22 protein-coding genes, 1 pseudogene and 1 riboswitch are annotated in these 26534 nt (G+C 73.1%); of the genes and pseudogenes, 10 read left to right on the plus strand and 13 right to left on the minus strand.

The window, feature by feature from the left end:
• Positions 1-10: 10 nt before the first annotated feature.
• The 3 genes from AC3YNX_RS13965 to AC3YNX_RS13975 form a co-directional block, all read right to left on the minus strand.
• Positions 11-2221, minus strand: a complete 2211-nt coding sequence (locus tag AC3YNX_RS13965) for an MMPL family transporter (RefSeq protein WP_489995835.1) — start codon at positions 2219-2221, stop codon at positions 11-13.
• A gap of 21 nt (positions 2222-2242) precedes the next feature.
• Positions 2243-2860: a TetR/AcrR family transcriptional regulator gene (locus tag AC3YNX_RS13970; RefSeq protein ID WP_489995836.1), complete on the minus strand. Its 618-nt coding sequence runs from the start codon at positions 2858-2860 to the stop codon at positions 2243-2245.
• A gap of 131 nt (positions 2861-2991) precedes the next feature.
• On the minus strand, positions 2992-3825 hold the full coding sequence (locus tag AC3YNX_RS13975; RefSeq protein ID WP_241249821.1) for an NAD(P)-dependent oxidoreductase: 834 nt from the start codon (positions 3823-3825) through the stop codon (positions 2992-2994).
• A 212-nt stretch (positions 3826-4037) separates the two neighbouring features.
• Here AC3YNX_RS13975 and icmF point away from each other — a divergent pair, with 212 nt between their 5' ends.
• The 9 genes from icmF to AC3YNX_RS14020 all read left to right on the plus strand — a co-directional run bounded on the left by icmF (position 4038) and on the right by AC3YNX_RS14020 (position 16267).
• Positions 4038-7289, plus strand: coding sequence for a fused isobutyryl-CoA mutase/GTPase IcmF (gene icmF / locus AC3YNX_RS13980; protein WP_489995837.1), 3252 nt, complete (start codon positions 4038-4040; stop codon positions 7287-7289).
• A gap of 22 nt (positions 7290-7311) precedes the next feature.
• Entirely contained in the window at positions 7312-7818 is a 507-nt protein-coding gene (locus AC3YNX_RS13985) for a MarR family winged helix-turn-helix transcriptional regulator (protein WP_127782783.1), read from the plus strand.
• Positions 7811-8722 carry a YihY/virulence factor BrkB family protein gene (locus AC3YNX_RS13990; protein WP_489995838.1) on the plus strand — a complete coding sequence of 304 codons (912 nt, stop codon included), beginning with the start codon at positions 7811-7813 and terminating at the stop codon, positions 8720-8722. Before AC3YNX_RS13985 ends, AC3YNX_RS13990 begins: the two co-directional genes overlap by 8 nt.
• Before the next feature lie 37 nt (positions 8723-8759).
• Positions 8760-10196 (plus strand): GMP reductase, encoded by a 1437-nt coding sequence (guaB1, locus tag AC3YNX_RS13995; RefSeq protein WP_489995839.1) that lies wholly within the window; start codon positions 8760-8762, stop codon positions 10194-10196.
• Positions 10197-10269: 73 nt separating this feature from the next.
• Positions 10270-10740 carry a PPOX class F420-dependent oxidoreductase gene (locus AC3YNX_RS14000; RefSeq protein ID WP_127782780.1) on the plus strand — a complete coding sequence of 157 codons (471 nt, stop codon included), beginning with the start codon at positions 10270-10272 and terminating at the stop codon, positions 10738-10740.
• 297 nt (positions 10741-11037) lie between these two features.
• Positions 11038-12381: a hemolysin family protein gene (locus tag AC3YNX_RS14005; protein WP_489995840.1), complete on the plus strand. Its 1344-nt coding sequence runs from the start codon at positions 11038-11040 to the stop codon at positions 12379-12381.
• Positions 12374-13441 (plus strand): hemolysin family protein, encoded by a 1068-nt coding sequence (locus tag AC3YNX_RS14010; protein ID WP_127782778.1) that lies wholly within the window; start codon positions 12374-12376, stop codon positions 13439-13441. The genes AC3YNX_RS14005 and AC3YNX_RS14010 overlap by 8 nt, the downstream gene beginning before the upstream one ends.
• Before the next feature lie 16 nt (positions 13442-13457).
• The gene (locus AC3YNX_RS14015) at positions 13458-14354 is read left to right on the plus strand and encodes a 3-methyladenine DNA glycosylase (protein WP_489995841.1); all 897 of its coding nucleotides are present in this window, start codon (positions 13458-13460) and stop codon (positions 14352-14354) included.
• Between the two features lie 161 nt (positions 14355-14515).
• On the plus strand, positions 14516-16267 hold the full coding sequence (locus AC3YNX_RS14020; protein ID WP_489995842.1) for a substrate-binding domain-containing protein: 1752 nt from the start codon (positions 14516-14518) through the stop codon (positions 16265-16267).
• A 95-nt stretch (positions 16268-16362) separates the two neighbouring features.
• Here the strand turns inward: AC3YNX_RS14020 and gcvP are convergent, their stop codons facing one another.
• From gcvP to clsA, 10 genes and pseudogenes are all read right to left on the minus strand, one after another.
• A complete protein-coding gene (gcvP, locus tag AC3YNX_RS14025; protein ID WP_489995952.1) occupies positions 16363-19167 on the minus strand; it encodes an aminomethyl-transferring glycine dehydrogenase in 2805 nt (934 codons plus the stop codon).
• A 280-nt stretch (positions 19168-19447) separates the two neighbouring features.
• Positions 19448-19571, minus strand: a riboswitch (glycine riboswitch).
• A gap of 13 nt (positions 19572-19584) precedes the next feature.
• Positions 19585-20124 (minus strand): annotated as a pseudogene (locus AC3YNX_RS14030) (MerR family transcriptional regulator); the annotation flags it as partial.
• Positions 20125-20376: 252 nt separating this feature from the next.
• Positions 20377-20850, minus strand: coding sequence for a bifunctional nuclease family protein (locus tag AC3YNX_RS14035; RefSeq protein ID WP_127782775.1), 474 nt, complete (start codon positions 20848-20850; stop codon positions 20377-20379).
• A 157-nt stretch (positions 20851-21007) separates the two neighbouring features.
• On the minus strand, positions 21008-21748 hold the full coding sequence (gene ftsR / locus AC3YNX_RS14040) for a transcriptional regulator FtsR (protein ID WP_489983334.1): 741 nt from the start codon (positions 21746-21748) through the stop codon (positions 21008-21010).
• Positions 21745-22233: a glycogen accumulation regulator GarA gene (garA, locus tag AC3YNX_RS14045; RefSeq protein WP_241249820.1), complete on the minus strand. Its 489-nt coding sequence runs from the start codon at positions 22231-22233 to the stop codon at positions 21745-21747. Before garA ends, ftsR begins: the two co-directional genes overlap by 4 nt.
• Positions 22234-22386: 153 nt before the next feature.
• Positions 22387-22794 (minus strand): glycine cleavage system protein GcvH, encoded by a 408-nt coding sequence (gcvH, locus tag AC3YNX_RS14050; RefSeq protein ID WP_489995843.1) that lies wholly within the window; start codon positions 22792-22794, stop codon positions 22387-22389.
• 136 nt (positions 22795-22930) lie between these two features.
• On the minus strand, positions 22931-23638 hold the full coding sequence (locus AC3YNX_RS14055; protein WP_489995953.1) for a DUF881 domain-containing protein: 708 nt from the start codon (positions 23636-23638) through the stop codon (positions 22931-22933).
• A gap of 78 nt (positions 23639-23716) precedes the next feature.
• Positions 23717-24049 carry a small basic family protein gene (locus AC3YNX_RS14060; protein WP_127782772.1) on the minus strand — a complete coding sequence of 111 codons (333 nt, stop codon included), beginning with the start codon at positions 24047-24049 and terminating at the stop codon, positions 23717-23719.
• Positions 24046-24852 carry a DUF881 domain-containing protein gene (locus tag AC3YNX_RS14065; protein WP_489995844.1) on the minus strand — a complete coding sequence of 269 codons (807 nt, stop codon included), beginning with the start codon at positions 24850-24852 and terminating at the stop codon, positions 24046-24048. Before AC3YNX_RS14065 ends, AC3YNX_RS14060 begins: the two co-directional genes overlap by 4 nt.
• Entirely contained in the window at positions 24849-25511 is a 663-nt protein-coding gene (gene clsA, locus AC3YNX_RS14070) for a cardiolipin synthase ClsA (RefSeq protein ID WP_489983337.1), read from the minus strand. Before clsA ends, AC3YNX_RS14065 begins: the two co-directional genes overlap by 4 nt.
• Before the next feature lie 99 nt (positions 25512-25610).
• Between clsA and AC3YNX_RS14075 the strand changes: the two genes are divergently transcribed.
• Complete coding sequence (locus AC3YNX_RS14075) at positions 25611-26414, plus strand: SDR family oxidoreductase (RefSeq protein WP_489995845.1); 804 nt, start codon at positions 25611-25613, stop codon at positions 26412-26414.
• The last annotated feature ends 120 nt before the right edge of the window (positions 26415-26534 follow it).

Below are 26534 nucleotides of genomic sequence, written 5' to 3' on the forward strand. Positions count from 1 at the left end.
CCTGGTGTCGTCAGCGCACCTCGCTGGGTACCGGCGGGTCGTCCTCGGCCGCCGCCTGCAGCGCCTGGCGCTCGCCGTCGAGCTGCTCGCCCTCGATGTCCACCCGCGGCAGGACCCGGTCGGCCCAGGCCGGCAGCCACCACGCCCGCCGGCCGAACAGCGCCAGCACGGCCGGCACCAGCGTCATCCGCACCACGAAGGCATCGATCAGCACCCCGATGGCCAGGGCGAGGGCGATCGACTTGGTGATGGGGTCGTCCGACAGGGCGAAGCCGACGAACACCGAGGTCATGATCAGCGCCGCCGCGGTGACCACCCGGGCGCCCTCGCGAAAGCCCACCCGGACCGCCTCGTCCGGGTCGGCGCCGTGCACGTGCTCCTCGCGCATGCGGGTCACCAGGAACACCTCGTAGTCCATGGCCAGGCCGAACAGCAGCCCCACCAGCAGCACGGGCAGGAAGCTGGTGATCGGGCCGGGGGTGTCCACCCCGAGCAGCCCGCTCAGCCAGCCCCACTGGAAGACGGCGACCACGCAGCCCAGCGAGGCGCCGACGGTGAGGAGGAACCCCACCGCCGCCTTCAGCGGCACCAGCACGGAGCGGAACACCACCGCCAGCAGCAGCAGCGCCAGGCCGACCACCACCACCAGGAACAGCGGCAGCGCCGAGGACAGCCCCTGGGAGACGTCGATGCCCAGCGCGGTCGGGCCGGTGACCTGGACGACCGACCCGGTGTCGGCGCCCAGCCCCGGAGCTGCGTCCCGGATGGTGCGCACCAGCTCGGTGGTCTCCTCGGAGTCGGGACCGCTGCGGGGCACCACGTTGACCAGGGCGAGGTCGCCCGAGGGGGCGGCCATCGGTGCGGTCGCCTGCGCCACGTCCGGGCTCACCGCTCGCAGCGCGGCAGCCACCCGGGAGGCCGACTGGGTGACGTCGGCGCCGGATCCGCGGGTGTCCACCACGATGGTGAGCGGGCCGTTGACGCCCGGCCCCAGGTGCTGGGCCACCAGGTCGTAGGCCTTGCGCTGAGTGCTCTCCGGCGGGGCGGTGCCCGCGCTCGGCAGGCCCAGCTGGATGTCCTGCACGGGCAGGGCGAGCGCCCCCAGCCCGGCGACCACCCCGATCACCACCAGCACCGGGAAACGGGTGACCAGCCGCACCCACCGCTCCCCCATGGTGTTGCCGCGGGCCTGCCGACGGGCCACCCGTGATCCCGGCACGGGCACCAGGCGCTCACCCGCCAGACCCAGCATCGCCGGCAGCAGGGTGAGCGCCACCAGCACGGTGATCAGCACCGTCGCCGCGGCCACCAGACCCATCGAGCCGAGGAACGGGATGCCAACCAGCGTGAGCCCCACCAGCGCGATCATCACCGTGAGGCCGGCGAACACCACCGCGCTGCCGGCGGTGCCCACGGCCAGCGCCGCCGAGTCTTCCGGGCGCATGCCGGTGGCGAGCTGGCTGCGGTGCCGGGAGACGATGAACAGCGAGTAGTCGATGCCCACGGCCAGCCCGAGCATGAGGGCGAGGATCGGCGCGGTGGAGGACACCTCCACCACCCCGGACAGCGCGACCAGGCCGCCCACGCCCACCGCCACCCCCACCAGCCCGGTGAGCAGCGGCATGCCGGCGGCCAGCAGCGAGCCGAAGGTGACCACCAGGACCGCCAGGGCCAGCAGCAGCCCCACGCCCTCCAGCGGTGAGATCGCACCCTGCCCGCCCTGCACCAGCTCACCGCTGACCTCCACCGTCAGCCCGGCCGCCCGCTCCGGCCCGCCCAGGGCCTTCAGCGCGGTGCGGTCGGAGTCACCGAGCTCGGCGGTCTGCACGTCGTAGCGCAGCTGGGCCATGAGCACGGCGCCGTCCGGGGAGGTCACGGTGGTGACGCCGGCCGGGCCGGGAACCACGTGCGGCAGCTGCTGGGCGGCGGCGAGCACCCGCTGCGCCTGGGCCTGCACGGCCGGGTCGGTCACCGTCGTGCCGGCCGGGCCGGTGATGACGATGGTGGCCGAGGAGCCGCTGGCCGCGGGGAAGCGCTCCGCCAGCGTGTCGATGGCCTGCTGTGACTCGGTGCCGGGGATGGAGAAGGAGTTCTCCGGGGTGGGGCCCTTGAACAGGGCGGCGCTGGTGCCGACGACGGCCACCAGCACCATCCAGGCGGCCACCACCGTCCACCGGTGCAGAAAGCTCCACCGGCCGAGCTGGGCGAGCAGTGTGGCCATGGGTGTCCTCCGGGGAGCTCGTCAGGCGCGGGTCGGAGCGGGGGCAGCAGGGTCCGGTGCAGAGGGATCCGGCGCAGAGGGATCCGGCGCAGAAGGATCCGGCGCAGCAGAGCCGGGAGCGAGCACCGGCAGGGCGGCGGCGAGCAGCGCAGGACCCAGCTCCTCGTCGGGCACGTCCAGCAGAACCATGGCGGTCTCCGCCACTCCGGTGATGGCCACCCGGACCGCGACCTCCTCGGCCAGCCCGGCGCCGGGCCCACAGAACAGCGCGCGCACGCGGTCGGTGTACTCGTCCAGGCGCAGGGCGGGCTCCAGCTGGTGCAGCCGCTCCCCGTGACGCAGCATCAGGAACACCTCGTAGCGGTGCGACACGATCAGCCGCACCAGGTCGGTGGCCTGCTGCGCACGGTCGGTGTGCTCGGCGACGGCCAGGTACTCCTGCATCCGCTGCAGCGGCTCGAGCAGCGCCTGCGCCACCAGCGCCTCCTTGGACGCGAAGTGGTAGAGCAGCGCCGACTTGGAGTACCCCACCGAGGCCGCGATCTCCTGCAGGGTGGTGGCCTCGTAGCCCTGTGTGGCCACCAGCTCGAGGGTGCGCGCGCGAATCTCGCCGAGCACTTCCTCGCGGGTCTGGCGCACGGCAGCTCCCCGGGGCGGCGGGTGGTGACGTGGCACACCCTACCCAGGAACTGACCCCGTGGTCAGGATCTGACCACGGGGTCCGCTACCACTCCAGCCACCTGTCGGTGCTGGTCACCGCCCTGCGAGGCTCAGACGTCGGCGATGACGGAGAAGTCCTCGCCGCCCCGCCCGTCCTCCTGCGCCGCCTCCAGGGCGTCGTGCGCGGCCTGCACCGCGTGCAGGCCGAGCGTGGCCGAGAGGATCAGGTCGGTGTCCTTCAGCAGCGCGTCCGCGGTGAACTGCGCCTCCTCGAAGTCGCGCTCGGAGAGCTGGCGCTTCTTGGCCGCCACGGCGGGAGCGAGCATGGAGCCGGCCAGCAGCGACAGCGTGACGTCGCGGTCCAGGCCGGTGTCCGACGCCAGGGTCAGTGCCTCGGACACGCCCTGCATCGCCACGGCCAGCGCCAGGTTCACCACCAGCTTGCCGGCGGCGGCCTCCCGCTGGGTGGGGAAGGTGCGGATCTTGGCCGGGTCGCCCCACAGCAGCGCCAGCTCCCGGGCCTCGGCCACGTCGCCGGCGTCGCCGCCGAGCAGCACGCCCAGCTCGCCCGCTGCCGCCGGGACCATCGACCCGATCACCGGCCCGGCCACGTAGCGCACGCCGCGCTCACGGGCCGCCGCGGCGAAGCGGTCGGTGTCGTCGGGCCCGACCGTGCTCACGTCCAGCCAGAGGGTGCCCTCGGGCAGCAGGTTGGGCCCGATCACCGTGTCGCGCACCGACGGCGGGCCGAAGAGCACGGTGACGACGGTGTCCGCGCCCGCCACCGCCTCCTGCGGGGTGTCCACGGCGCGCGCCCCGGCAACCACCAGGGCCGCGGTCTTGTCCGAGGTTCGGTTCCAGACGGTCAGCTCGTGGCCCGCGGCGAGCAGGTGCCTGCCCAGCTGAGTGCCCATCAGTCCAGTTCCGAGCAGCGCGATGCGCACGCGAGAGCCCCTTTCGGCGAAGCGCTTGATCCATGACGTCGTTGCCGCGGCCCCGCACGGGCCGGCGACCGTCATTGTTCACGAGCCGGCTCAGCCAGCATCGTCAGGGCTGGGCGGCAGCCGCCCGGTCCGCGACGGCCGGGCCGCGGTGTCCGCCACCCAGTTCCATGGACGTCCTAGCATTTATTGCGTGGACGTCCTACTATCCGTGTATGGCTGACATCACACCTCCCCCGCTGCACGTGCCTGCGCACCCGGTGCGGTTCGTCACCGCGGCGAGCCTGTTCGACGGGCACGACGCGGCCATCAACATCATGCGCAGGGTGCTGCAGGCCCAGGGCGCGGAGGTGATCCACCTCGGCCACGACCGCAGCGTGGACGCCGTGGTCACCGCGGCGCTGCAGGAGGACGCCCAGGGAGTGGCGATCTCCTCCTACCAGGGCGGGCACGTGGAGTACTTCAGCTACCTGGTGGAGCGCCTGCGCGAGGTCGGCGCCGGGCACGTGCAGGTCTTCGGCGGGGGTGGTGGCGTCATCGTGGCCGAGGAGATCAAGCTCCTCGCCTCCCGCGGGGTGAGCATCTTCGCGCCGGAGGACGGCCAGCGACTGGGACTGCCCGGCATGATCAACGAGCTGGTCCGCAAGTGCGACGTCGACCTGGCCGCCCAGGGCCCCGACGTGGACGCCCTGCTCGCCGGCGACCCGGCCGCCCTGGCTCGCACCATCACCGTGCTCGAGGCCGGCCGCTCGCCCGAGCTGGTGCAGCGGGTCACCGAGGCCGCCGCCGGGCGCACCGTGCCCGTGCTCGGCATCACCGGCACCGGCGGGTCGGGCAAGTCCTCGCTCACCGACGAGCTGCTGCGCCGCCTGCGGGTGGACAACGAGGACAAGCTGCGCATCGCGGTGCTGGCCATCGACCCCACCCGCCGACGCGGCGGCGCCCTGCTGGGCGACCGCATCCGGATGAACGCGCTCACCGAGGACACCGCCGGCGGCGGCTCCACCACCTACTTCCGCTCGCTGGCCACCCGCACGCCGGGCGCGCAGGTCCCGGAGAACCTCGAGGCGATCATCGCCTCGTGCAAGGCCGCCGGCTTCGACCTGGTGATCGTGGAGACCCCGGGCATTGGCCAGGGTGACGCGGCGATCGTGGACTTCTGCGACGTCGCCCTCTACGTGATGACGCCGGAGTTCGGCGCCGCATCGCAGCTGGAGAAGATCGACATGCTCGACTTCGCCGACGTGGTCGCCATCAACAAGTTCGAGCGCCGCGGCGCCGAGGACGCCCGCCGCGACGTCGCCCGCCAGCTGGTCCGCAACCGGGAGGCGTTCGGCCAGCAGTGGCAGGACATGCCCGTCTACGGCACCAGCGCCGCCCGGTTCAACGACGACGGCGTCACCGCGCTCTACCAGCAGCTGCGCGAGCTGCTCGCCGGCAAGGGACTGGTCCTCGGCGAGGGCGTGCTGCCCACGGTGGACGTGATGGCCTCCACCGGCCTCACCAGCGCCATCCCGGCGCAGCGCTCCCGCTACCTGGCCGACATCACCGAGGCGGTGCGCGGCTACCACGCGCAGACCGCGGAGAACGTCGAGGTCGCCCGCCGCCGGCAGCACCTGCGCACCGCCGCCGAGCTGCTCTCCGGGGACGCCGCCGAGCAGGCCAGCGAGCTGGCCGCGCAGGCCGGCGACGCGCTGCACCCCGAGGTGGCCCAGCTGCTGGCGGACTGGCCCGCCCGGGTGCAGGAGTACTCCGGCGACGAGCTGGTCTACACCGTGCGGGACAAGGAGATCCACACCCCGCTGCGCCGACCGACGCTGTCCGGCAGCTCGGTGCCCCGCGTGGCGCTGCCGCGCACCACCGACGAGGGCGAGCTCACCCGTTTCCTGCGCGCGGAGAACCTGCCCGGCTACTTCCCGTTCACCGCCGGGGTGTTCCCGTTCAAGCGCGCCGGAGAGGCACCGGCCCGGATGTTCGCCGGCGAGGGTGACGCCTTCCGCACCAACCGGCGCTTCCGGCTGCTCTCCGACGGCAACGAGGCCACCCGGCTGTCCACCGCGTTCGACTCCGTCACCCTCTACGGCCGCGACCCCGACCGACGTCCGGACATCTACGGCAAGGTCGGCACCTCCGGGGTGTCCATCGCGACCCTGGACGACATGCAGGTGCTCTTCGACGGCTTCGACCTGTGCTCGCCCACCACCTCGGTGTCGATGACCATCAACGGCCCCGCCCCGGCGATCCTGGCCATGTTCCTCAACACCGCCATCGACCAGCGCCTGGCGGCGTTCCGCGACGAGCACGGCCGCGAGCCGAGCCAGGACGAGGCCGCCGAGCTGCGCGCCTGGGTGCTGGCCAACGTCCGCGGCACCGTGCAGGCCGACATCCTCAAGGAGGACCAGGGCCAGAACACCTGCATCTTCTCCACCGAGTTCGCGCTGCGCTGCATGGCCGACATCCAGCAGTACTTCATCGAGAACGCGGTGCGGAACTTCTACTCGGTGTCCATCTCGGGCTACCACATCGCCGAGGCGGGGGCCAACCCCATCAGCCAGCTGGCGTTCACTCTCGCCAACGGCTTCACCTACGTGGAGTCCTACCTGGCTCGCGGCATGTCGATCGACGACTTCGCGCCCAACCTGTCGTTCTTCTTCTCCAACGGCATGGACGCGGAGTACTCGGTGATCGGCCGGGTGGCGCGGCGCATCTGGGCGGTGGCCATGCGGGAGCGCTACGGCGCCGGCGAGCGGTCGCAGAAGCTCAAGTACCACGTGCAGACCTCGGGACGCTCGCTGCACGCGCAGGAGATGAACTTCAACGACATCCGCACCACCCTGCAGGCGCTGTGCGCGATCTACGACAACGCCAACAGCCTGCACACCAACGCCTACGACGAGGCCGTCACCACGCCGAGCTCGGCGTCGGTGCGGCGGGCGCTGGCCATCCAGATGATCATCGACAAGGAGTGGGGGCTGTCGGGCAACGAGAACGCCCTGCAGGGCTCCTACGTCATCGACGAGCTCACCGACCTGGTGGAGGAGGCGGTCCTCGCCGAGTTCGACCGGATCGCCGAGCGCGGCGGGGTGCTGGGCGCGATGGAGACCGGCTACCAGCGCGGGCGCATCCAGGACGAGTCGATGCTCTACGAGCACCGCAAGCACGACGGCTCGCTGCCCATCGTGGGTGTGAACACCTTCCTCAACCCCGACGCCGACGACGAGGCGCACGGCTCGCTGGAGCTGGCCCGGGCGACGGAGCAGGAGAAGCAGTCCCAGCTGGACCGGCTGCACGACTACCACGACCGCCACCGCGGCGACGCCGAGTCGGCCATCACCGAGCTGCAGCGCGCGGCCATGGGCGAGGGCAACGTGTTCGCCGCGCTGATGGAGGCGGTGCGGCACTGCTCGCTCGGCCAGATCAGCGACGCGTTCTTCGAGGTGGGCGGACAGTATCGGCGCAACGTCTGAGCGGGATAGGTTGACAGCCGTCATGGCTGACTCCCCCAAGCTCGACCCCATCGCCGAGGCGCACCGCCAGTGGGTGGCGCACGGCTGGGGCGAGGTGGCCGACGGGATGGCGGCGGTCACCTCGCTGATGCGGGCACAGCAGATCATGCTGGCCCGGGTGGAGGACGTGCTCAAGCCGCTGGGGCTGACCTTCTCCCGGTACGAGCTGCTGATGCTGCTCACCTTCACCCGCAGCGGTGCGCTGCCGATGAACAAGGCCAGTGCCCGCCTGCAGGTGCACCCCACCAGCGTCACCAACGCCGTGGACCGGCTCTCCGCCGCCGGGCTGGTGGTGCGGGTGCCGCACCCCAGCGACGGTCGCGCCACGCTGGTGGAGATCACCGAGGCCGGCCGGGAGCTGGCGCAGCAGGCGACGGAGCGGCTCAACACCGAGGTCTTCGCGCGCCCAGGGCTCTCCCCCCGCCGGGTGAGCACGCTGGTGTCGGCGCTCACCGAGCTCCGCCGGGACGCCGGCGACCTGGATGGCTGACCCGGAGACCTCGACGGCCGGGGCCCAGCCGAGCAGCAGCGTGACCGAGCAGCCCGATGGTCCGACCCGGCTGGCTGGGCTGCGCCGGGAAGGTGCGGGGTTGCTGGCCGTGGTCCAGCACCGCCTCGCCGACCGGGACCTCGCGCTGCTCGCCGCCGGCCTCACCTTCTTCGCCGGGGTGGCCATCGTCCCGCTGTTCGTGGTGGCCTTCGGCCTGACCGCCTGGCTCAGCTCGGCGGAGCGGGTGCGCGAGCTGGGTGGGCGCCTGGCCGAGCTGCTGCCCGACGAGCTGGGCGCGCCGGGAGCCGTGCAGCGGCTGGTGTCGGCGGGTGTCGAGGTGGGGCCGTGGGGGGTGGTGCTGGCGCTGCTGCCGATGTCCTTCTACGGCGAGGGCCTGCGGCGCGCGCTGCTGCGCTTCTCGGCGCGCCGGGAGACGCTGGCCGGTTGGCGGGGACGGCTGCTGGCCCTGCCGCTGCTGCTGCTCACGCCCGCGCTGCTCTACCCGCTGCTGCTGGTGGTGCAGGTGATGGCCGACCTGGCCCGCACCGGCGGGGTCCTGGCCACCACCGGGCAGGTCGCGGTGGGCTTCTACGCCGTGCTGGCAGCGCTCACCGTCGTGCTGGCGTGGGGGTTCCGGGTGGTCGCCCCGGGGCGGATCGGCTGGCCGGCGCTGCTGGTCGGCGCCCCGTTCACGGCCGCCTGCCTGTCCGGGTTCCTGCAGGGCTTCGTGCTGTTCCTGTCCCTGCCGCTGGATCTCGGCGCCCCGTTCGGCGGGCTCGACGTGGTCGGCGGCATGGTGGCGGTGGGGCTGTGGATGTTCCTGCTGCACGTGGTGCTGATCGTCGGGTGGCTGCTCACCCAGGCGGTGGACGAGCGCCTGGCCGAGCGGGCGGGCCGCGCCTGAGCGCCACCTGGCTGGCCAGCCAGTACCATTGCGCCACGTGCGATTCCTCCACGAGCTGCCCCCGCCCTACGACCTGACCTACGACGACGTCTTCCTGGTGCCCAACCACACCGAGGTGGCGTCGCGCTTCGACGTCGACCTGGCCACCACGGACGGCTCCGGGACCACCATCCCCGTGGTGGTGGCCAACATGACGGCCGTGGCCGGCAAGCGGATGGCCGAGACGGTGGCCCGCCGCGGCGGTCTGGTGGTGCTGCCCCAGGACGTGCCCACCGAGGCGGTGGCCGACACCATCGGCTTCGTCAAGAGCCGCCACCTGGTGGCCGACACCCCGGTGGTGCTCTCGCCCGACGCCGCGGTCTCCGACGCCCTGGCCCTGCTGCCCAAGCGTGCGCACGGCGCGGTGGTCGTGGTGGAGGCCGGCCGGGCCGTCGGCGTGGTCACCGAGGCCGCGTGCGCCGGGGTGGACCGCTTCGCCCGGCTCTCCGACGTCGCCGACACCGACTTCGTCACCGCGGGCGTGGACTCCACCCCCCGCGAGGTGTTCGACACCCTGCACGCCGCCGGCGCCACCCTCGCCGTGCTGGTGCACGAGGACGGGACCCTCGCCGGCATCCTCACCCGCACCGGCGCCCTGCGGGCCGGCATCTACTCCCCCGCCCTGGACTCCCGCGGCGCGCTGCGGGTGGCGGCGGCCGTGGGCGTCAACGGCGACGTGGCCACCAAGAGCCGCGCCCTGGTGGAGGCCGGCGCCGACCTGCTGGTGCTGGACACCGCGCACGGGCACCAGGAGAAGATGCTGCAGGCCCTGCGCGCGGTGCGCGCCCTCGACCTGGGGGTGCCGCTGGTGGCGGGCAACGTGGTCTCCGCCCAGGGCACCGTCGACCTCATCGAGGCGGGCGCGGACATCGTCAAGGTCGGCGTCGGACCCGGCGCGATGTGCACCACCCGGATGATGACCGGGGTCGGACGGCCGCAGTTCTCCGCCGTCGCCGACTGCGCGGTCGCCGCCGCCGAGCGGGGTGGACACGTGTGGGCGGACGGCGGTGTCCGCCACCCCCGCGACGTGGCGCTGGCCATCGCCGCCGGCGCCGCCAACGTCATGATCGGCTCCTGGTTCGCCGGCACCCACGAGTCCCCCGGCGACCTGCACCACGACGAGGCCGGCCGCGCGTACAAGGAGAGCTTCGGGATGGCGTCCAAGCGGGCGGTCGCCGCCCGCACCAGCGCCGACAGCGCCTTCGACCGCGCCCGCAAGGGGCTCTTCGAGGAGGGCATCTCCAGCTCGCGGATGCGCCTGGACCCCGAGCGCCCCGGGGTGGAGGACCTGCTCGACCACATCACCGCCGGGGTGCGCAGCACCTGCACCTACGCCGGGGCCCGCACCCTGGCGCAGCTGCACGAGCGGGCGGTGCTCGGCGTGCAGTCCGCCGCCGGCTTCGCCGAGGGCCGTCCCCTGCCCACCGGCTGGTGACCGCGCTCGGCCGGCGCGGGCCGCTGTCGCCTCCGCGCGGCAGCGGCCCGCGCCGGCCGCTAGCGTGAGCGTCATGGCCAAGATCGCGACCGCTGACGTCGTCTCCCGGGCAGAGCTGCTGGAGTTCCTCCGCCCCCGGCACAAGGCGATCTACGCCTGCACCCGGGCCGACGGGCGCCCCCAGCTGTCCCCGGTGACGTGCGGGGTGGACGAGCAGGGACGCATCGTGATCTCCACCTACCCGCAGCGGGCCAAGACCACCAACACCCGCCGCGACCCGCAGGTCAGCCTCTGCGTGCTCTCCGACGACTTCAACGGTCCCTGGGTGCAGGTCTACGGCACCGCCGAGGTGCTCGACATGCCCGAGGCGGCCGAACCGTTCGTGGACTACTACCGCTCCATCGCCGGCGAGCACCCCGACTGGGCGGAGTACAAGCAGGCGATGGCCACCCAGGGAAAGTCGCTGATCCGCGTGGTCCCCACCGACTGGAGCCCGGTGGCCACGGGCGGCTTCCCGCCCGAGGTCGCCGAGCGGATGGGCTGAGCCGCTCCCCTGGGCTGTGCCAGATTCGTCCTGTTGGACGGAGCGCACCTCGCTGCCCACCCGTTACGATGAACTGACCTCCTGTCTCGCTTCCGGGGCAGGACCCTCGAGAGGAAGGACCCCGGTGCCTGCGGCGCCTACCCGCGTCCCCACGACCACCGTCGTGTCCGCCACAGCTGTTCCCGTCACCCCCGCACAGGGGGCTGGCACCTCCGAGTCGTCGGACACCTCCCCGGAGGGGGCGAGTACGGAGCCGGGTCAACCCCCGGCTGCCCACCGCGTCGCGGGTGACCCGCGATGAACGTCCTGCTCCCCATCCTCGGACTCATCGGCTTCCTGGCGCTCACCGCCGGCACCGCCGTGTTCGTCGCCGCCGAGTTCTCCCTGACCGCGCTGGAGCGCAGCACCGTGGACGACGCGGCCGCCTCCCACGGCGACCGCCGCGCCAAGCAGGTGCAGCACGCGCACCGCACCCTGTCCTTCCAGCTCTCCGGGGCTCAGCTGGGCATCACCATCACCACGCTGGTCACCGGCTACATCGCCGAGCCGGTGCTGGCCGGGCTGTTCTCCAAGCCGCTCACGGCCATGGGCGCGGGCGAGCCGCTGGCCGACGGCATCTCGCTGGCCCTGGCCCTGCTCATCGCCACCTCGGTGTCCATGGTCTTCGGCGAGCTGGTGCCCAAGAACCTGGCCATCGACCGGCCCCTCACCGTCGCCCGGGCCACCGCCGGCCTGCAGGCCGGCTTCTCCGCGGTGTTCAAGTGGGTCATCAACCTGCTCAACGACACCGCCAACCGGGTGGTGCGGATGTTCGGCGTGGAGCCCGCCGACGAGCTGCGCTCGGCCCGCTCCCCGCAGGAGCTGGGCTCGCTGGTGCGCACCTCCGCCCGGCACGGCTCGCTCAACGCGGGCACCGCGAACCTGCTCGACCGCTCGCTGCGCTTCGGCGAGCGCAACGCCGACGAGCTGATGACCCCGCGCGTGCGGATCGACACCCTGAACGCCGACGACACCGTGGACGACCTGCTGGCCGCCGCTCGGGCCACCGGGCACTCCCGGTTCCCGGTGGTCAACGGCGACCTGGACGACCCGCTCGGCGTGGTGCACGTCAAGCAGGCCTTCACCATCCCCGACGACCGCCGCCACGACACCCCGCTGGAGCGAATCGTGCGCCGCGTCGCCACCGTGCCCGCCACCCTGGACGGCGACGCCCTGATGGACCGCCTGCGCGGCGACGGGATGCAGGTCGCGTTCGTGGTGGACGAGTACGGCGGCACGGCCGGCATGGTCACCATGGAGGACCTCATCGAGGAGATCGTCGGCGACGTGCGCGACGAGCACGACCCCACCGAGCGGGACGTGCAGGCCACCGAGCGCGGCTGGGAGCTCTCCGGGCTGCTGCGCATCGACGAGGTGGCCGAGGCCACCGACTTCGACCCACCCGAGGGCGAGTACGAGACGATCGGCGGCCTGGTGCTCGCCGAGCTCGGCCGCATCCCCGAGGAGGGCGACATGGTGCGGGTCGACGGCTGGCAGGTCGAGGTGCGCCGGATGGACGGGATGCGCGTCGACGTGGTCGACCTGGTCCGCCCGTCGGCCGCCCGCACCGACAGCGACAGCGAGCGGAGCGAGAATGCCTGACTACGCCGCCATCCTGCTCGCTGTCCTGCTGCTGGCTCTCAACGCCTTCTTCGTCGGCGCGGAGTTCGCCCTGATCAGCTCCCGCCGCGACCGCCTGGAGGCCCTCGCCGACCAGGGCATCGCGCGCGCCCGCCTGGTCATGCGGGCCAGCGAGCAGCTGTCCCTCATGCTCGCCGGGTCCCAGCTGGGCATCACCATCTGCTCCATCGCCCTGGGCCGGGTCGGGGAACCGGCAGTGGCCCACGTGCTGGAGGGGGCGCTGCACCCGCTGGGGATTCCCAGCTCGGTGCTGCACGCCATCAGCTTCGCCATCGCCCTGAGCGTGGTGGTGGTGCTGCACATCCTGCTCGGCGAGATGGTCCCCAAGAACATCGCCATCGCCGGGCCGGAGAAGGCCGCGCTGCTGCTGGTGCCGGTGATGCTCATGTGGGTGCGCCTGGCCGGCCCGCTGATCGCCGCCTACAACTGGATGGCCAACGCGGTGCTGCGCGCGTTCGGGGTGCACGCCGCCGACGAGCTGGACACCGCCTACACCACCCGCGAGCTGGCCGGGATGATCGCCGAGTCACGGTCGGAGGGGCTGCTGGACGCCCAGGAGCACCGCCGGCTGAACCAAGCGCTCACCACCGCCGGGCGCACCGTCACAGAGGTGCTCATCCCGCTGGAGAACCTGCGCACCCTGGAGCCGACGGCCAAGGGCGGCGTGCTGCTGGGTGCGCTGGAGCAAGCGGTCAGCGAGACCGGCTACTCCCGCTACCCGGTGCGCAACCCCGACGGCACCCTCTCCGGCTACCTCCACGTCAAGGACGTGCTCGACTCGGTGATGGACGACGACGCCGGGCCGGAGACGGTCATCCCGCGCTCGCGCATCCGGGTGCTGCCGCCCATTCCGGCCAACCAGGAGCTGGACGAGGCGCTCGCCGGTCTGCGCCGGGCCTCCAGCCACCTGGGCCGGGCGGTGGACGCCGGCGGCAACACGATCGGGGTGGTGGCGCTGGAGGACCTGGTGGAGGAGTTCATCGGCACCGTCCGCGACGCCACCCACCGCGGTGAGCCGTGACGAGCGGGCGCCGGCCGTGAGCACTGGTCCGCTGCACGTGCTGCCGCCCGGGCGGTGGACCGCGCTGGCCGAGGGGCACGCCGCGCGGGCTGACGCCATGACCGCCGGGCACCGGGCCCGCCGCGCTGCCGGTGAGAAGCACGTGGTGGAGGACTTCCTCTACGACTACTACGGCACCCGGCCGACGCTGCTGCGCCGCTGGCACCCCGGCGCGGGAACCGGGCTGCGCCCCGGTCCCGACCAGCAGCCGCCGCAGGCGCAGTGGCGCTGGTACGCCACCCACGCCGACGGAGTGGTGACCCTCGACGTGGACGCGTACCTGGCCGACCGCGGCGAGGCGGTGCGGTTCATCCACCGCATCCTCAGCGCCACCGCGGCACGCCCGGCGTTCACCGGCTGCTTCGGCATGCACGAGTGGGCGATGACCTACCGCGGCGACGAGCACCGCCACCCCCTGCCCCTGCGGCTGGGCCAGGCGGGCACCGACGCGGTGGTGGAGTCCGCACCCGTGCGGTGCACGCACTTCGACGCGTTCCGCTTCTTCACCCCCGAGGCGGTACCGCTGAACCAGGTGCAGCTCAGCCGCGCCACCCAGGTGGAGCACGAGCAGCCCGGCTGCCTGCACGCGGCGATGGACTGCCACCGGTGGGTGCTCAAGCTGGGGCCCGCGGTGCCCGGCGAGCTGGCGCTGGACTGCTTCGCCCTGGCCGCGGACGTGCGCACCCTGGACATGCAGGCCTCGCCCTACGACCTGTCCTCCTACGGGCTGCCCGCCGTGCCGGTGGAGACCCCCGAGGGCAAGGCGCAGTACGTCGCTCGGCAGCGGGAGTTCGCACACCGCTCGACCGCGCTGCGTCATCGTCTCATCGCTGTTTGTGAGGTCCTGTTGACCGTCCGTGAGCGAGTCGCCTGACCAGTCCGCCACCGCGCGAACGCATCCGAACGTTGCGCGTGCTCCCCTCGCGCACCGGCCCTGAACTGCCCCAACGTGGTTAGTAGGGTGTGCCGAACCCCCCACCAACCGCAGGAGGCTCTTCCGTGGCTCGCCACCGCGACAATTCCAAGCGACGCAGCGTGAGCCGTGGCCCGATCATCGCCCTGGGCGTGATCGTGGTGCTGGTGCTCGGTGTGGTCGGGTGGAGGTCGGTCGGCGACCGCATCGACGACCAGCGCGCCTCGGCCGAGGACGCCTGCGTCAGTGGTGAGACGGTGCTGACCGTCGCCGCCGACCTGGCCGTCACCCCCGCGCTGACCGAGCTGGCCACCCGCTACACCGACAGCAACCAGGTGGTGCGCGACCACTGCGTCCGGGTGCAGGTGCACGCCGCGGCCGACGACGAGGTGCTCGCCGGTCTGCAGGGCGAGTGGGACGCCACCCGGTCGGGCCCACCACCGGCGGCGTGGGTGGCCAAGAACAGCTCCTGGACGGCCGAGCTCGCCGCGGCAAAGCCTGCACTGCTGGGCAAGTCCCGCTCCGTGGCCACCAGCCCGGTGCTGCTGGCGGTGCCGCAGCCGGCCGCGCAGGCCATGACCACCGCGGGCGTGAGCTGGGCCGACCTGCCCCGGCTGCAGGGCGCCCAGGGCTGGGCCGGCTACGGCCACCCCGAGTGGGGCACCACCACCATCGCCCTGCCCACCGGCAACGACAGCAGCACCGCCACCGCGCTCGCCGTGCAGGGGGTGCTCGCCGCCGCCACCGGCACCGCCGCGGTGACCACCGAGACCCTCGCCCGCCCCGAGGCACAGGAGGCCCTGCGCCTGCTGCGCGCCGCGGGTGCGCAGCCGGGCAGCACGGCCACTGCTCTCACCGCGATCCGCGGTCTCGGCTCCGTGGCGGGCAGCCCGTACCAGGCCGTGCCCGCCACCGAGCAGCAGATCTACGCCGCCGCGCAGCAGCCCGGCAGCACGGCGCTCGCCGGTGTCATCCTCGCCGGCGCCACCCCGGTGGCCGACTACCCCTACGTCGGGGTGAAGGCCGCCTGGGTGGACGAGACCCAGAGCCGAGCCGCCGAGGCCTTCGGTGAGTACCTCGGACAGCCGGAGCAGCAGCAGACCCTGGCCGCGGCCGGCTTCCGGGCCGGCGACGCCACGCCGCCCAGCAGCGACGCGGTGTCCTTCGCCCCGCTGACCACCACCCTGCCCGCGCCCGACGCCGCGACCGGCACCGCGCTGCGCACGCTGCTCGCCACCCCCGCACCGGCCTCCCCGCCGGTCGCCCCGGCCGCCGCTCCCGCCGCCACCACACCCGCGGCAGCGACCACCGTGCTGCTGGACATCTCTCGCACCATGGCGGCCAGGGAGGGCGACCGCACCCGGCTGACCGCGGTCACCGAGGCACTGCGCGGGCGGATCGGCCAGCTGCCGGAGACCAGCCGGCTCTCGTTGTGGACCTTCTCCGGCAACCTCGACCGGGGAGCCCCCTACCGGGTGGACGTGCCCATCGGCACGCTCGGCGCCCCGGGCAGCGAGCTGCGGCGCCAGCTCGACGGCACCCTCGGCGCGCTGAGTCCCCGCACCAGCACCTCGCTGTACTTCTCCGTCGGTGACGCCTACCAGGCAGCGGTGCGGGCCCACGTCCCGGAGCAGGCCACCTCCCTGCTGGTGGTCACCGGTGGCCGCGACGACGGGCGCGCCACCCTGCGCCAGCTGCTCGCCAAGATCGACGCCGCCAAGGACCCCGCCCGGCCGGTGCGCATCGACGTCGTGGCCGTCGGCGACAACCCCGACCTGGCCGCGCTCACCGAGATCACCGCGCGCACCGGCGGCACCGTGGTCCGCTCGTCCGCGGCCGAGCTGCCGGGCGCCCTCGCCCCGCTGCTGGGCTGACCGGCCACGCTCACCGCGACCGACCGCAGGAGCCGGCTGAGCGCTCGGCCGCTAGCTGCTCAACCCAGTGCCCTAGCTGCTGAAACGCTCAGCCGCTAGCTGCTGAACGCAGAGATCGGCGGGCAGGAGCAGACCAGGTTCCGGTCGCCGTAGGCACCGTCGATGCGCCGCACCGGCGGCCACACCTTGGGCCGCGGACGCGCCCCGGCGCCGGCGAGCTGCTGGGCCGGGAACACCGCGGTGGCCCGGTCGTAGGGGTGCTCCCACTCCCCCACCAGGCACTGCGCGGTGTGCGGGGCGCCGCGCAGCGGGTTGTCGTCCACCGGCCACTCGCCCGAGCCCACCCGGTCGATCTCCCTGCGGATGGCGATCATGGCGTCGCAGAACTGGTCGATCTCGTCCAGGTTCTCGCTCTCGGTGGGCTCCACCATCAGCGTGCCGGCCACCGGGAAGCTCATGGTGGGCGCGTGGAAGCCGTAGTCGGCCAAGCGCTTTGCCACGTCGTCCACGGTCACGCCGGTCGCCTTGGTGAGGGGACGCAGGTCCAGGATGCACTCGTGGGCCACCATCGCGTGCTCACCGGTGTAGAGCACCGGGAAGTGCTCGTCCAGGCGCCGGGCCACGTAGTTGGCGGCCGCCACGGCGGTCAGCGTGGCGCGCCGCAGGCCGTCGGCGCCCATCATCCGGATGTACGCCCAGGAGATCGGCAGGATCGACGCCGAGCCCCAGGGTGCGGCGGAGATCGCCGCCCCGGAGCCCAGGCCAGGAGCGTCCGGGTGGCCGGGCAGGAAGGGCGTCAGGTGTGCGCGCACCCCGACGGGGCCGACGCCCGGGCCACCGCCACCGTGCGGGATGCAGAAGGTCTTGTGCAGGTTCAGGTGGCTTACGTCGGCGCCGAAGCGGCCGGGTCGGGCCAGGCCCACCAGCGCGTTGAGGTTGGCGCCGTCCACGTAGACCTGGCCGCCGTGGTCGTGCACCACCGCGCAGATCTCCCGGATGGCGTGCTCGTAGACGCCGTGGGTGGAGGGGTAGGTGACCATGATCGCGGCCAGGTTCTCCCCGTGCTGCTCAGCCTTGGCACGCAGGTCGGCCAGGTCCACGTCGCCGTCGGCGCTGCAGGCCACCACCACCACGCGCATGCCGGCCATCACCGCCGAGGCGGCGTTGGTGCCGTGCGCCGAGGACGGGATCAGGCAGACGTCGCGCTGCGTCTCGCCGCGGCTGTGGTGATAGGCCCGGATGGCCAGCAGGCCGGCGTACTCACCCTGGCTGCCCGCGTTGGGCTGCAGGCTGACGGCGTCGTAGCCGGTGATGTCCACCAGCCACTGCTCCAGCTGGCGGACGATCTCCAGCAGCCCCGCCGCGTCGGACTGCGGCGCGAAGGGGTGCAGGCGGGAGAACTCCGGCCAGGTGATCGGCTCCATCTCCGCGGTGGCGTTGAGCTTCATGGTGCAGCTGCCCAGCGGGATCATGCTGCGGTCCAGGGCCACGTCCTTGTCGGAGAGCTCGCGCAGGTAGCGCAGCATCGCCGTCTCGGAGTGGTAGCTGGTGAACGCCGGGTGAGTGAGGTACTCGCTGGTGCGCAGCAGCCCGGCGGGCAGCGCGTCCACCGCGACGGCGTCCAGCCCGGCCAGGTCGGGCGCGTCCACGCCGAAGGCGCGCAGCACCGCGACCAGGTGCTGGGGGGTGGTGGCCTCGTCACAGGCGATGCCCACGTGGTCGGCGTCCACCCGGCGCAGCGTGATGCCGGCCGTGCGGGCGGCGGCCACCACCGCATCGGCGGTGCCGGGCACCTGGGCCAGCACGGTGTCGAAGAACGCCTCGTGCACCACGGTCACCCCGCCGGCGCGCAGGCCCTGGGCCAGCACCGTGGCGCAGCGGTGCACCCGGGTGGCGATGGCCCGCAGCCCGTCGGCACCGTGGTAGCTGGCGTACATCGCGGCGACCACGGCCAGCAGCACCTGGGCGGTGCAGATGTTGGAGGTGGCCTTCTCCCGACGGATGTGCTGCTCGCGGGTCTGCAGCGCCAGTCGGTAGGCCGAGGCTCCGTCGGCGTCGCGCGACACCCCGACCAGGCGCCCGGGCAGCTGGCGGGCCAGCCCCTGGCGCACGGCCAGGTAGCCGGCGTGCGGGCCGCCGTAGCCCATCGGCACGCCGAAGCGCTGGCTGGTGCCCAGGCAGGCGTCGGCCCCCTGCTCCCCGGGCGGGGTGAGCAGGGTCAGCGCCAGCAGGTCGGCGGCCACGGCCACCAGCGCGCCCCGCTCGTGCGCGGCGGTGATCAGGGCGGTGTGGTCGAGCACCCGGCCGGAGGCACCCGGCAGCTGCAGCAGCACGCCGAAGAACTCCCCGTCCGGGAGCCCGGCGGTGGCGGCGTCCACCTCGACCAGCTCGATGCCCAGCGGCTCGGCGCGGGTGGCCAGCACCGCCTTGGTCTGCGGCAGCACGTCGGCGTCCACCACGAACCGCGGGGAGCGGGACTTGCCCGCGCGACGCAGCAGGGTCATCGCCTCGGCGGCCGCGGTGGCCTCGTCCAGCATGGAGGAGTTGGCCAGCTCCATGCCGGTGAGGTCGGTGACCATGGTCTGGAAGTTCAGCAGCGCCTCGAGCCGGCCCTGGCTGATCTCCGGCTGGTAGGGCGTGTACGCGGTGTACCAGGCGGGGTTCTCCACCACGTTGCGCAGGATGACCGGCGGGGTGAGCGTGTCGTGGTAGCCCAGCCCGATCATCGAGGTGGTCACCGTGTTGCGTCGCGCCAGCTCGGCCAGCTCGGCCAGCGCCTCGTGCTCCGAGGCCGCCGGGGGCAGGGTCTGCAGGCCGGCGCCGGCGGGCTCCAGGATGCTGGCCGGCACCGCGGCCGCGGCCAGGGCGTCCAGGGAATCCACGCCGATGACCTCGAGCATCCGGGCCAGCGACGGGGCGTCCGGGCCGACGTGACGGTCAGCGAAGGTGCGCGCCGCCCGGCTCAGCGCCGGGGGAACCTGCCCCGCGGTGGGTGGCACGGCAGCGACGCCGTTGGTGGCGAGCGAGTGGTTCACGAGGACCTCCGGCAAGGGGCAGCACGAGCACAGGACCCCTCCCCCTCTGTCGTCGTGCCCGCAGGGGCGCCTGAGAGATTCACCCGGCAGCGCTGCCGGGCTTTCCCCGTGGGCGGGTGGTTGACCACCGCTTTCCAGAGGCGTCGTAGCCCGCGCGGTCCTGGCTGCCTGAGAGGTTGACGGGGAGGTGCTGCTCCTTCGGCGTCCGGGTTGCCGAGCCGTTGGCCGTGGCCGTGGCACTGCACCCGAAGCTCTCCCGCGCGACGTCGACGCGGGGGAAGTCTAGCCCGTCTTGCGGCTGCCGCGATCCTTGCGGCGCGAGGCGAGCTCGTCCTCGGGGGCGGACTCCACCTGGCCGCCGTCGGCGCGCTCGGCGGGGAAGTCGGCGATGGTGCCGCTGAGCTCACGCATCGCACCGCTGACGGCGATGCCGAACACGCCCTGACCGCCCTGCAGCAGGTCCACGACCTCCTCGGCGGAGGTGCACTCGTAGACGGTGGTGCCGTCGGAGAACAGCGTGATCTTGGCCAGGTCGGCCACGCCACGACGACGCAGGTGGTCGACGGCGACGCGGATGTTCTGCAGGGAGACCCCGGTGTCCAGCAGCCGCTTGACCACCTTGAGCACCAGGATGTCCTTGAAGGAGTACAACCGCTGGCTGCCGGAGCCGGCCGCGCCGCGGATGGAGGGCACCACCAGGGAGGTGCGGGCCCAGTAGTCCAGCTGGCGATAGGTGATTCCGGCGATCTGGCAGGCGATGGGCACGCGGTAGCCGACCAGCTCGTCGGGCAGGGAGTCGTCAGGGAACAGGCCGTCCTGGCCGTCCCCGCCACCGCTGGCCATCAGGCCGGGTCCATCTACCACGGACAATCTCCCTACTTGCTTGCCCAGTCTGACACGTCGCGGAGAAACGGGCCAGAGCAGACAACGTCCATCGGCGGGTGAATCCCACCGATGTCATTCACGTTGACGGTAGGGGTGGGCGAAAGCCGGGTCAACGCGACGCGCGGCAGGGTGAACCTTGACTTGAGGGTGAGATCGAATCGAGACCCGACGGCCCTGTCAGGAAGGGGGTCAGCTGTCGCCGGCGCCGAAGTCCTCGGGGGAGACCGAGTCCAGGAACTCCTTGAACTTCTCCACCTCGTCCTCCTGCTCGTCCGGGATGAGCAGGCCGGCCTCGCTGAGCACGGCCTCGTCGGCGTGGATCGGCACCCCGCTGCGCAGGGCCAGCGCGATCGAGTCCGACGGTCGCGCCGAGACGTGCAGGTCGCCGTCGAAGACCAGCTCGGCGAAGTAGGTGCCGTCCTGGATGTCGGTGATCCGGACCTGCTCCAGCTCGCGACCCAGGGCGCCGATCACGTCCTTCATCAGGTCGTGGGTCATGGGGCGCGCAGGCTTGACCCCCTGCTGCTCGAGCGCGATGGCCGCAGCCTCGCCCTGACCGATCCAGATGGGCAGGTAACGGTCACCCTCGGACTCCCGCAGCAACAGGATGGGCTGGTTGGCCGGGAGCTCTACCCGGATACCGACGACCCGCATCTCACCCACCGTGACCGCCTTCCGACTGACTCTCTCGCTCCAGCGGGACAACGCCCGGAGCGTGTTTCACCGTCAGTGTTGACGCTACACGGGCGGGTTTGGCTTTGCCGCTCGCACGTGGCCGAGGCCGTCCGTTGATCGGCCACAGCGCCAAACGTCTTGCGCGCTAACGGCCCAGCGCGTCGCGCAGGGCGACCTTGACCAACATCGCGTGCACCGTGACCGACAGCGAGGTGAGCTCGCGAACCAGCTCGTCCGCGCGGGCGCTGGCCCCGGAGTCACGCTGGCGAGCCACCGGGGCGGCGACCTGCGCGAGCAGTCCCGCCTCCCGCTCTGCCGAGGCCCGGAAGGCCCGCAGGTGCCGCGGCTCGATGCCGTGCGCAGCCAGTGCCTGCGCGGCCTTGGCCAGCTCGACGGAGTCGGCGTCGTAGAAGCCGGCCGACCCGGTGCGCAGCACGCCGCCACGCTGCAGCTCGTCCAGCACCTCCGGCTCCAGGCCGGACTGCGCCAGCAGCTCCTCGCGGGTGATGCGCACCTCGTGCGTGCCGGACTCACGCTGGACCAGGGCGTCGGTGGCCCCGGCCGAGGCGTCGGCCAGCGACAGCGGGCGCGAGGAGCGCAGCGGGTGCGCGGGCACCATGCCCTTGTCCATCGCGTCGAGCTGCTCCTTGATCACCTTCAGCGGCAGGTAGTGGTCCCGCTGAGCAGTGAGCACGAACCGCAGGCGCTCGCAGTCGGCACGCGAGAACTGGCGGTACCCCGCCGGCGTGCGCTGCGGGGTGACCAGTCCCTCCGACTCGAGGAAGCGGATCTTGGAGATGGTGACGTCAGGGAAGTCCGGCCGGAGCTCGTCGAGGACGACTCCGATGGACACTCCCCCGCGCTGCGCGCGCCCGGCTGCGGTCACTGTCCGTCTGCGCCGGCTGACTGCTCAGCGTCTGCGGCGTGGCGCGGTCCGGCCAGGAAGACCAGGCGGAACTTGCCGATCTGCACCTCGTCGCCGTTGGCCAGCACCGCGGAGTCCACCGGCTCGCGGTTGACGTAGGTGCCGTTCAGGCTGCCCACGTCGACGACCACGAAGTCGCTGCCGTCCTGGCGGAACTCGGCGTGCCGGCGAGAGACCGTCACGTCGTCGAGGAAGATGTCGCTGTCCGGGTGGCGCCCGGCCGAGGTCATCGGCTGGTCGAGCAGGAACCGAGAGCCGGCGTTGGGGCCACGCTTGACCACCAGCAACGCGGAACCGGCCGGCAGGGAGTCGAGCCCGGCCACCGACGGCTCGGCCGAGCCGGTGCCCGACGCGCCCTCCATCTCGACCAGGAAGTCGGCGCGGAACACCGAGGTGGTTTCCGGCGATCCCGCCGCGTGCTCGCCGGGCTCGTTGCTCTGACTCACCTGTTCTCCTTCTCGTGTGCGGCCCGCCAGTGACTGAGGAGCGTGCACTGACCGTACCGTGATCTCTTGCCGTGGACACCACCACCGGGACTGCTCCGCTGGTGCGCGTCCGGGTTGGACGCCTCCCTGGGGAGCGGGACGAGCGTGGTGCGCTCAGTCCCCGGAGGTCAGCGCCCGGTAGCCGTCGGCGTCCAGCATCGCGGCCAGCGCCTCGTCCAGGTCGGCGGCGGTGGCCACGTCCAGGTCCACCAGCCAGCCGACCCCGTAGGGATCGGTGTTGACCACCGCGGTGTCCTCGTCCAGCGCGTCGTTGCGCGCGGAGACGGTGCCGGTCAGCGGGGTGAAGACGTCGGAGACGCTCTTGGTGGACTCGATCTCGCCGATCGCGGTGCCGGCGGCGTGCTCGGAGCCCACGTCGGGCAGCTGCACGAAGACCACGTCACCCAGCTGGGCCTGCGCGAAGTCGGTGATGCCGACGCGGGCGGTGGTGTCGCCGGTGCGCAGCACCCACTCGTGCTCGGCGGTGTAGCGACGATCGGTCGGTACCTGCTCATCGGACACTGGCAATCGACTCCTGCTTCCGGGGACCGGGGACGGACGGGCCTGGGCTGCACCCCGCACCGATGGCCAGATTACCTGCGCGCCCAGGGGTTCCCGCCACCAGGAGGGCGGGGCCCGTGCCGCCGGCCCGCGCGGCTCACCGACCGGCCGGGCGGGCGTGCTGCGCGACCTTGGGCGTGCGCAGGGCGTCCACCAGCACCTGGGGCGGCTGCTCCACCGCCACGCCTCCCCCGGCCCGGGCGACGGTGTCGATCACCCCACCAGGGATGTTCAGCGCCGCGGCCAGGGTGGGTGCGTCGCCGATGGCCGTCACCCGGTAGGGCGCGCTCAGCGTGCTGCCGTCCACCCGCAGCGCACCGGCGGTGCCGGTGACGGCGGTGTCCATGCCCACCCGCACCGCGCCGCCGTCGGCGCCACTCACCTGGATGGCCTCGGCCCCCGCCGCCCGCAGCTCCTGCACCACGTCCAGCAGGACCTCCGGACCCAGCCGCGCCTGGGGGTCGCGCACCGTGAGCACCACTCCGGGGCCGCTGGCTGCGGCGGTGCCCACCAGCACCGCCAGCGCCTGCGCCCTGGCCCGGGCCTCGGCCAGCGCCGACGCCGAGCCCTGCCCGAAGCTCTGCTGCGCGGCGATGCTGTCCTGCAGCTGGGTGATCTCCCCGCGCAGGGTGGCCTCGCGCTGGTGCAGCGTGTCGAGCAGGACCACCAGGTCGCTGGGGCGGGCGGTGTCCAGCGAGTCGCCGGAGGCGGTGTCGCGCACCTGGGTGGCGATGGCCAGGCCCAGCCCGGCGCAGAGCGCGCAGACCAGCACCGCCGACAGCACCCGGGTGCGCCGCGGCACCACCGGGCTGGGCGGCTCTGCGGCCGGGCTCGCGTCGGCCGTCTCGGGCGCTTCGGGAACCTCCGGCGCCTCGGGCACGGCTCAGACCCCGAACACGCTGCGTCGAATGGCTGCGGCGTTGCCGAAGATGCGGATGCCCAGCACCACCACCACGGCGGTGGACAGCTGCGTGCCCACCCCCAGCTGGTCGCCCAGGGCCACGATCAGCGCGGCGACCACCACGTTGAACACGAACGACACCACGAACACCTTGGCGTCGAAGATCTTGGCCAGTCGTGCGCGCAGCCCGCCGAACACCGCGTCCAGCGCGGCGATGACGGCGATGGGCAGGTAGGGCTGGAACAGGTCGGGCACCTCCGGCTGCAGCACCAGGCCCAGCACCACGCCGGCGACCAGCGCCAGCACGGCGATCATCGGGGCACCTGCGGGATCGCGAAGCGGGGCTCCACCGGGGTGGCGGCGGGCAGCTGCAGGGACTCGGCGGCGCGGACGTCGAAGCGGGTGCCGTAGGACCGGGACACCGCCGACATCGACCGGTAGGCGTCGCTGACCACGAAGCCGGTCTGCAGCGCGTTGGGCCGGCCCACCGCCGCCACGGTGTAGGGCGCGGGCACCGGCTGGTTGTTCACCAGCATCGCCCCGCCCGCCTGGCGGATGGTGGAGCGCGGGTCCAGCCGCACCCCGCCCACGGCGACCGCCTCGGCTCCCGAGGCCCACAGGGCGTTGACCACCTGCTGCACGTCGCGGTCGAGGACGCTGCCGCGCGACTGCGCGCCGTTGCCGGCCTCGGCGTCGTCCAGGGTGATCTCCAGGCCGGGGCCGACCACCGCGGTCGCGCCGGCCGCGGTGGACAGGGCGCTGAGCTGGTCCAGGGCGGCGCGGCCCTCGGCGTTGCCGGTCAGCGCGCTGCGGCGGGCTGCCTCCGCCTGCGCCGACAGCGCAGCCTCGCGCTGGGTGAGCTCCTGCTGCGTGGTGCGCGCCTGGCGGACGTCGGCGGCCAGCCCGGTGCGGACCACGTCGGCGTCCGGGGCGCTGGAGGTCGCCTCAGCCGCCCCCACGCCCAGCACCAGTCCCACCAGCACGGCACCGCCCGCCAACCAGGTCCGGCGACGTCCTTGCCCGCGTGGCTGCTGGGCGGCAGCGGCGTAGCCGGGGTCGAGGTGGTCGGTCTGCAGGGCGGCGAGCAGCGACGGGACCGGGAAGCGCGGACCGCTCATGGACGCCAGGTCCAGGGCACCCGCGGCAGCTCGCGCAGCACCAGCCGCAGCTGCACCAGGTAGAGCACCCCGGCCCACAGGTACATCGCGGTGCCCCAGACGGTCAGCGCGTAGGCCAGCGGCCCCAGCACGGTGGCCAGCCAGGAGTCCATCTGGGCGATGAGCAGCCCGGGGAAGGCGTAGAGCAGGCAGAAGGTGGCGGCCTTGCCCAGGTAGTGCACCGGCAGCACGGTCAGCCCCCGGCTGCGCAGCGCCGGCACCGTGCACAGCAGCACCAGGTCACGCCCGACGATGAGCGCCGCCACCCACCAGGGCACCACGTCGCGCACCACGAAGGCGAACAGGGTGGACAGCACGTACAGGCGGTCGGCGGCGGGATCCAGCAGGGCGCCGAGCTTGCTCGTCTGGTTGAGCACCCGGGCGAGCTTGCCGTCGAGGTAGTCGGTGGCGCCGCTGACCATCAGCACCACGATGGCCCAGCCGTCGGCCTGCGGGCCCAGCAGCAGGTACAGGAACAGGGGGACCCCGAGCAGGCGCAGCGTGCTCAGCGCGTTGGGCAGCGTCCACACGTGGTCCGAGGTGGGCGCCGCGTGCTCGGTGTCAGCGACGATGGCTGCTGCATCGTCGGCTGCCTCACCGGCTGCCTCGTGCCGCTCCACGCGTGTCCTCCCCCTGCCGACCAACGGCGGCCAGCCTGCCACAGCGCGCCGGGGCGCTCGGTCAGGGTCGTCCGACCAAGCGCTTGTTAGGGTTCCCGCATGACTCTGAGCAACCCCCTGGACTTCAGCGGCCGCAGCGTGGTGGTCACCGGTGGCACCAAGGGCATCGGGCGCACCATCGCCGAGACCTTCCTGGCCGCAGGCGCCCAGGTGCTGGTGTGCGGCCGCTCCGCACCGGAGACGCTGCCCGCGGCGGCCGGCCGCGAGGCGCTCTTCCTGGCCACCGACGTGCGCGACCCTGCTGCCGTGGACGCCCTGCTGGCGCACGCGGTGGACCAGCTCGGCCGGGTGGACGTGCTGGTGAACAACGCCGGCGGCTCGCCCGACGCTGATGCCGCCACCGTCTCCCCGCGCTTCGTGGAGAAGATCGTGGCGCTGAACCTGCTGGCGCCGTTCTACGCCGCCCAGGCCGCCAACCGGGTGATGCAGGGCCAGGACAGCGGCGGCACCATCATCAACATCGGCAGCGTCTCCGCCCACGACCCGCAGCCGGGCACCGCCGCCTACTCCGCGGCCAAGGCCGGCCTGCTGGTGCTCAGCCGCGCGCTGGCGCTGGAGTGGGCGCCCAAGGTCCGCGTCAACCACGTCACCACCGGGCTCATCCGCACCGAGGCCGCGGCGGAGGTCTACGGCGCCGACGGCGGTGCCGCAGTGGCGCGGACCATCCCGATGCAGCGCATGGCGGTGCCTGCCGACGTGGCCCGCGCGTGCCTCTACCTCGCCGGGGACCTGTCCGACTACGTCACCGGTGCCGACCTGGCCGTGCACGGCGGCGGCGAGTACCCGGCCCGCTACGTCGCCACCCACCCCGCCGCGGCCGAGGACGCCCCCGCGGCACGGTGAACCCCGACGCCCGCGGCCGTCTCGGTGACTGGAACCACCACCGCTGCGCCCCGGGCGCTGTGGCACGGTGCGGCTGGCAACCCGGTGTGCCCTGGCGCACACAGGCACGACGATAAGGTG

The sequence above is a fragment of the Rhodococcus sp. Z13_19A genome (assembly GCF_058133575.1).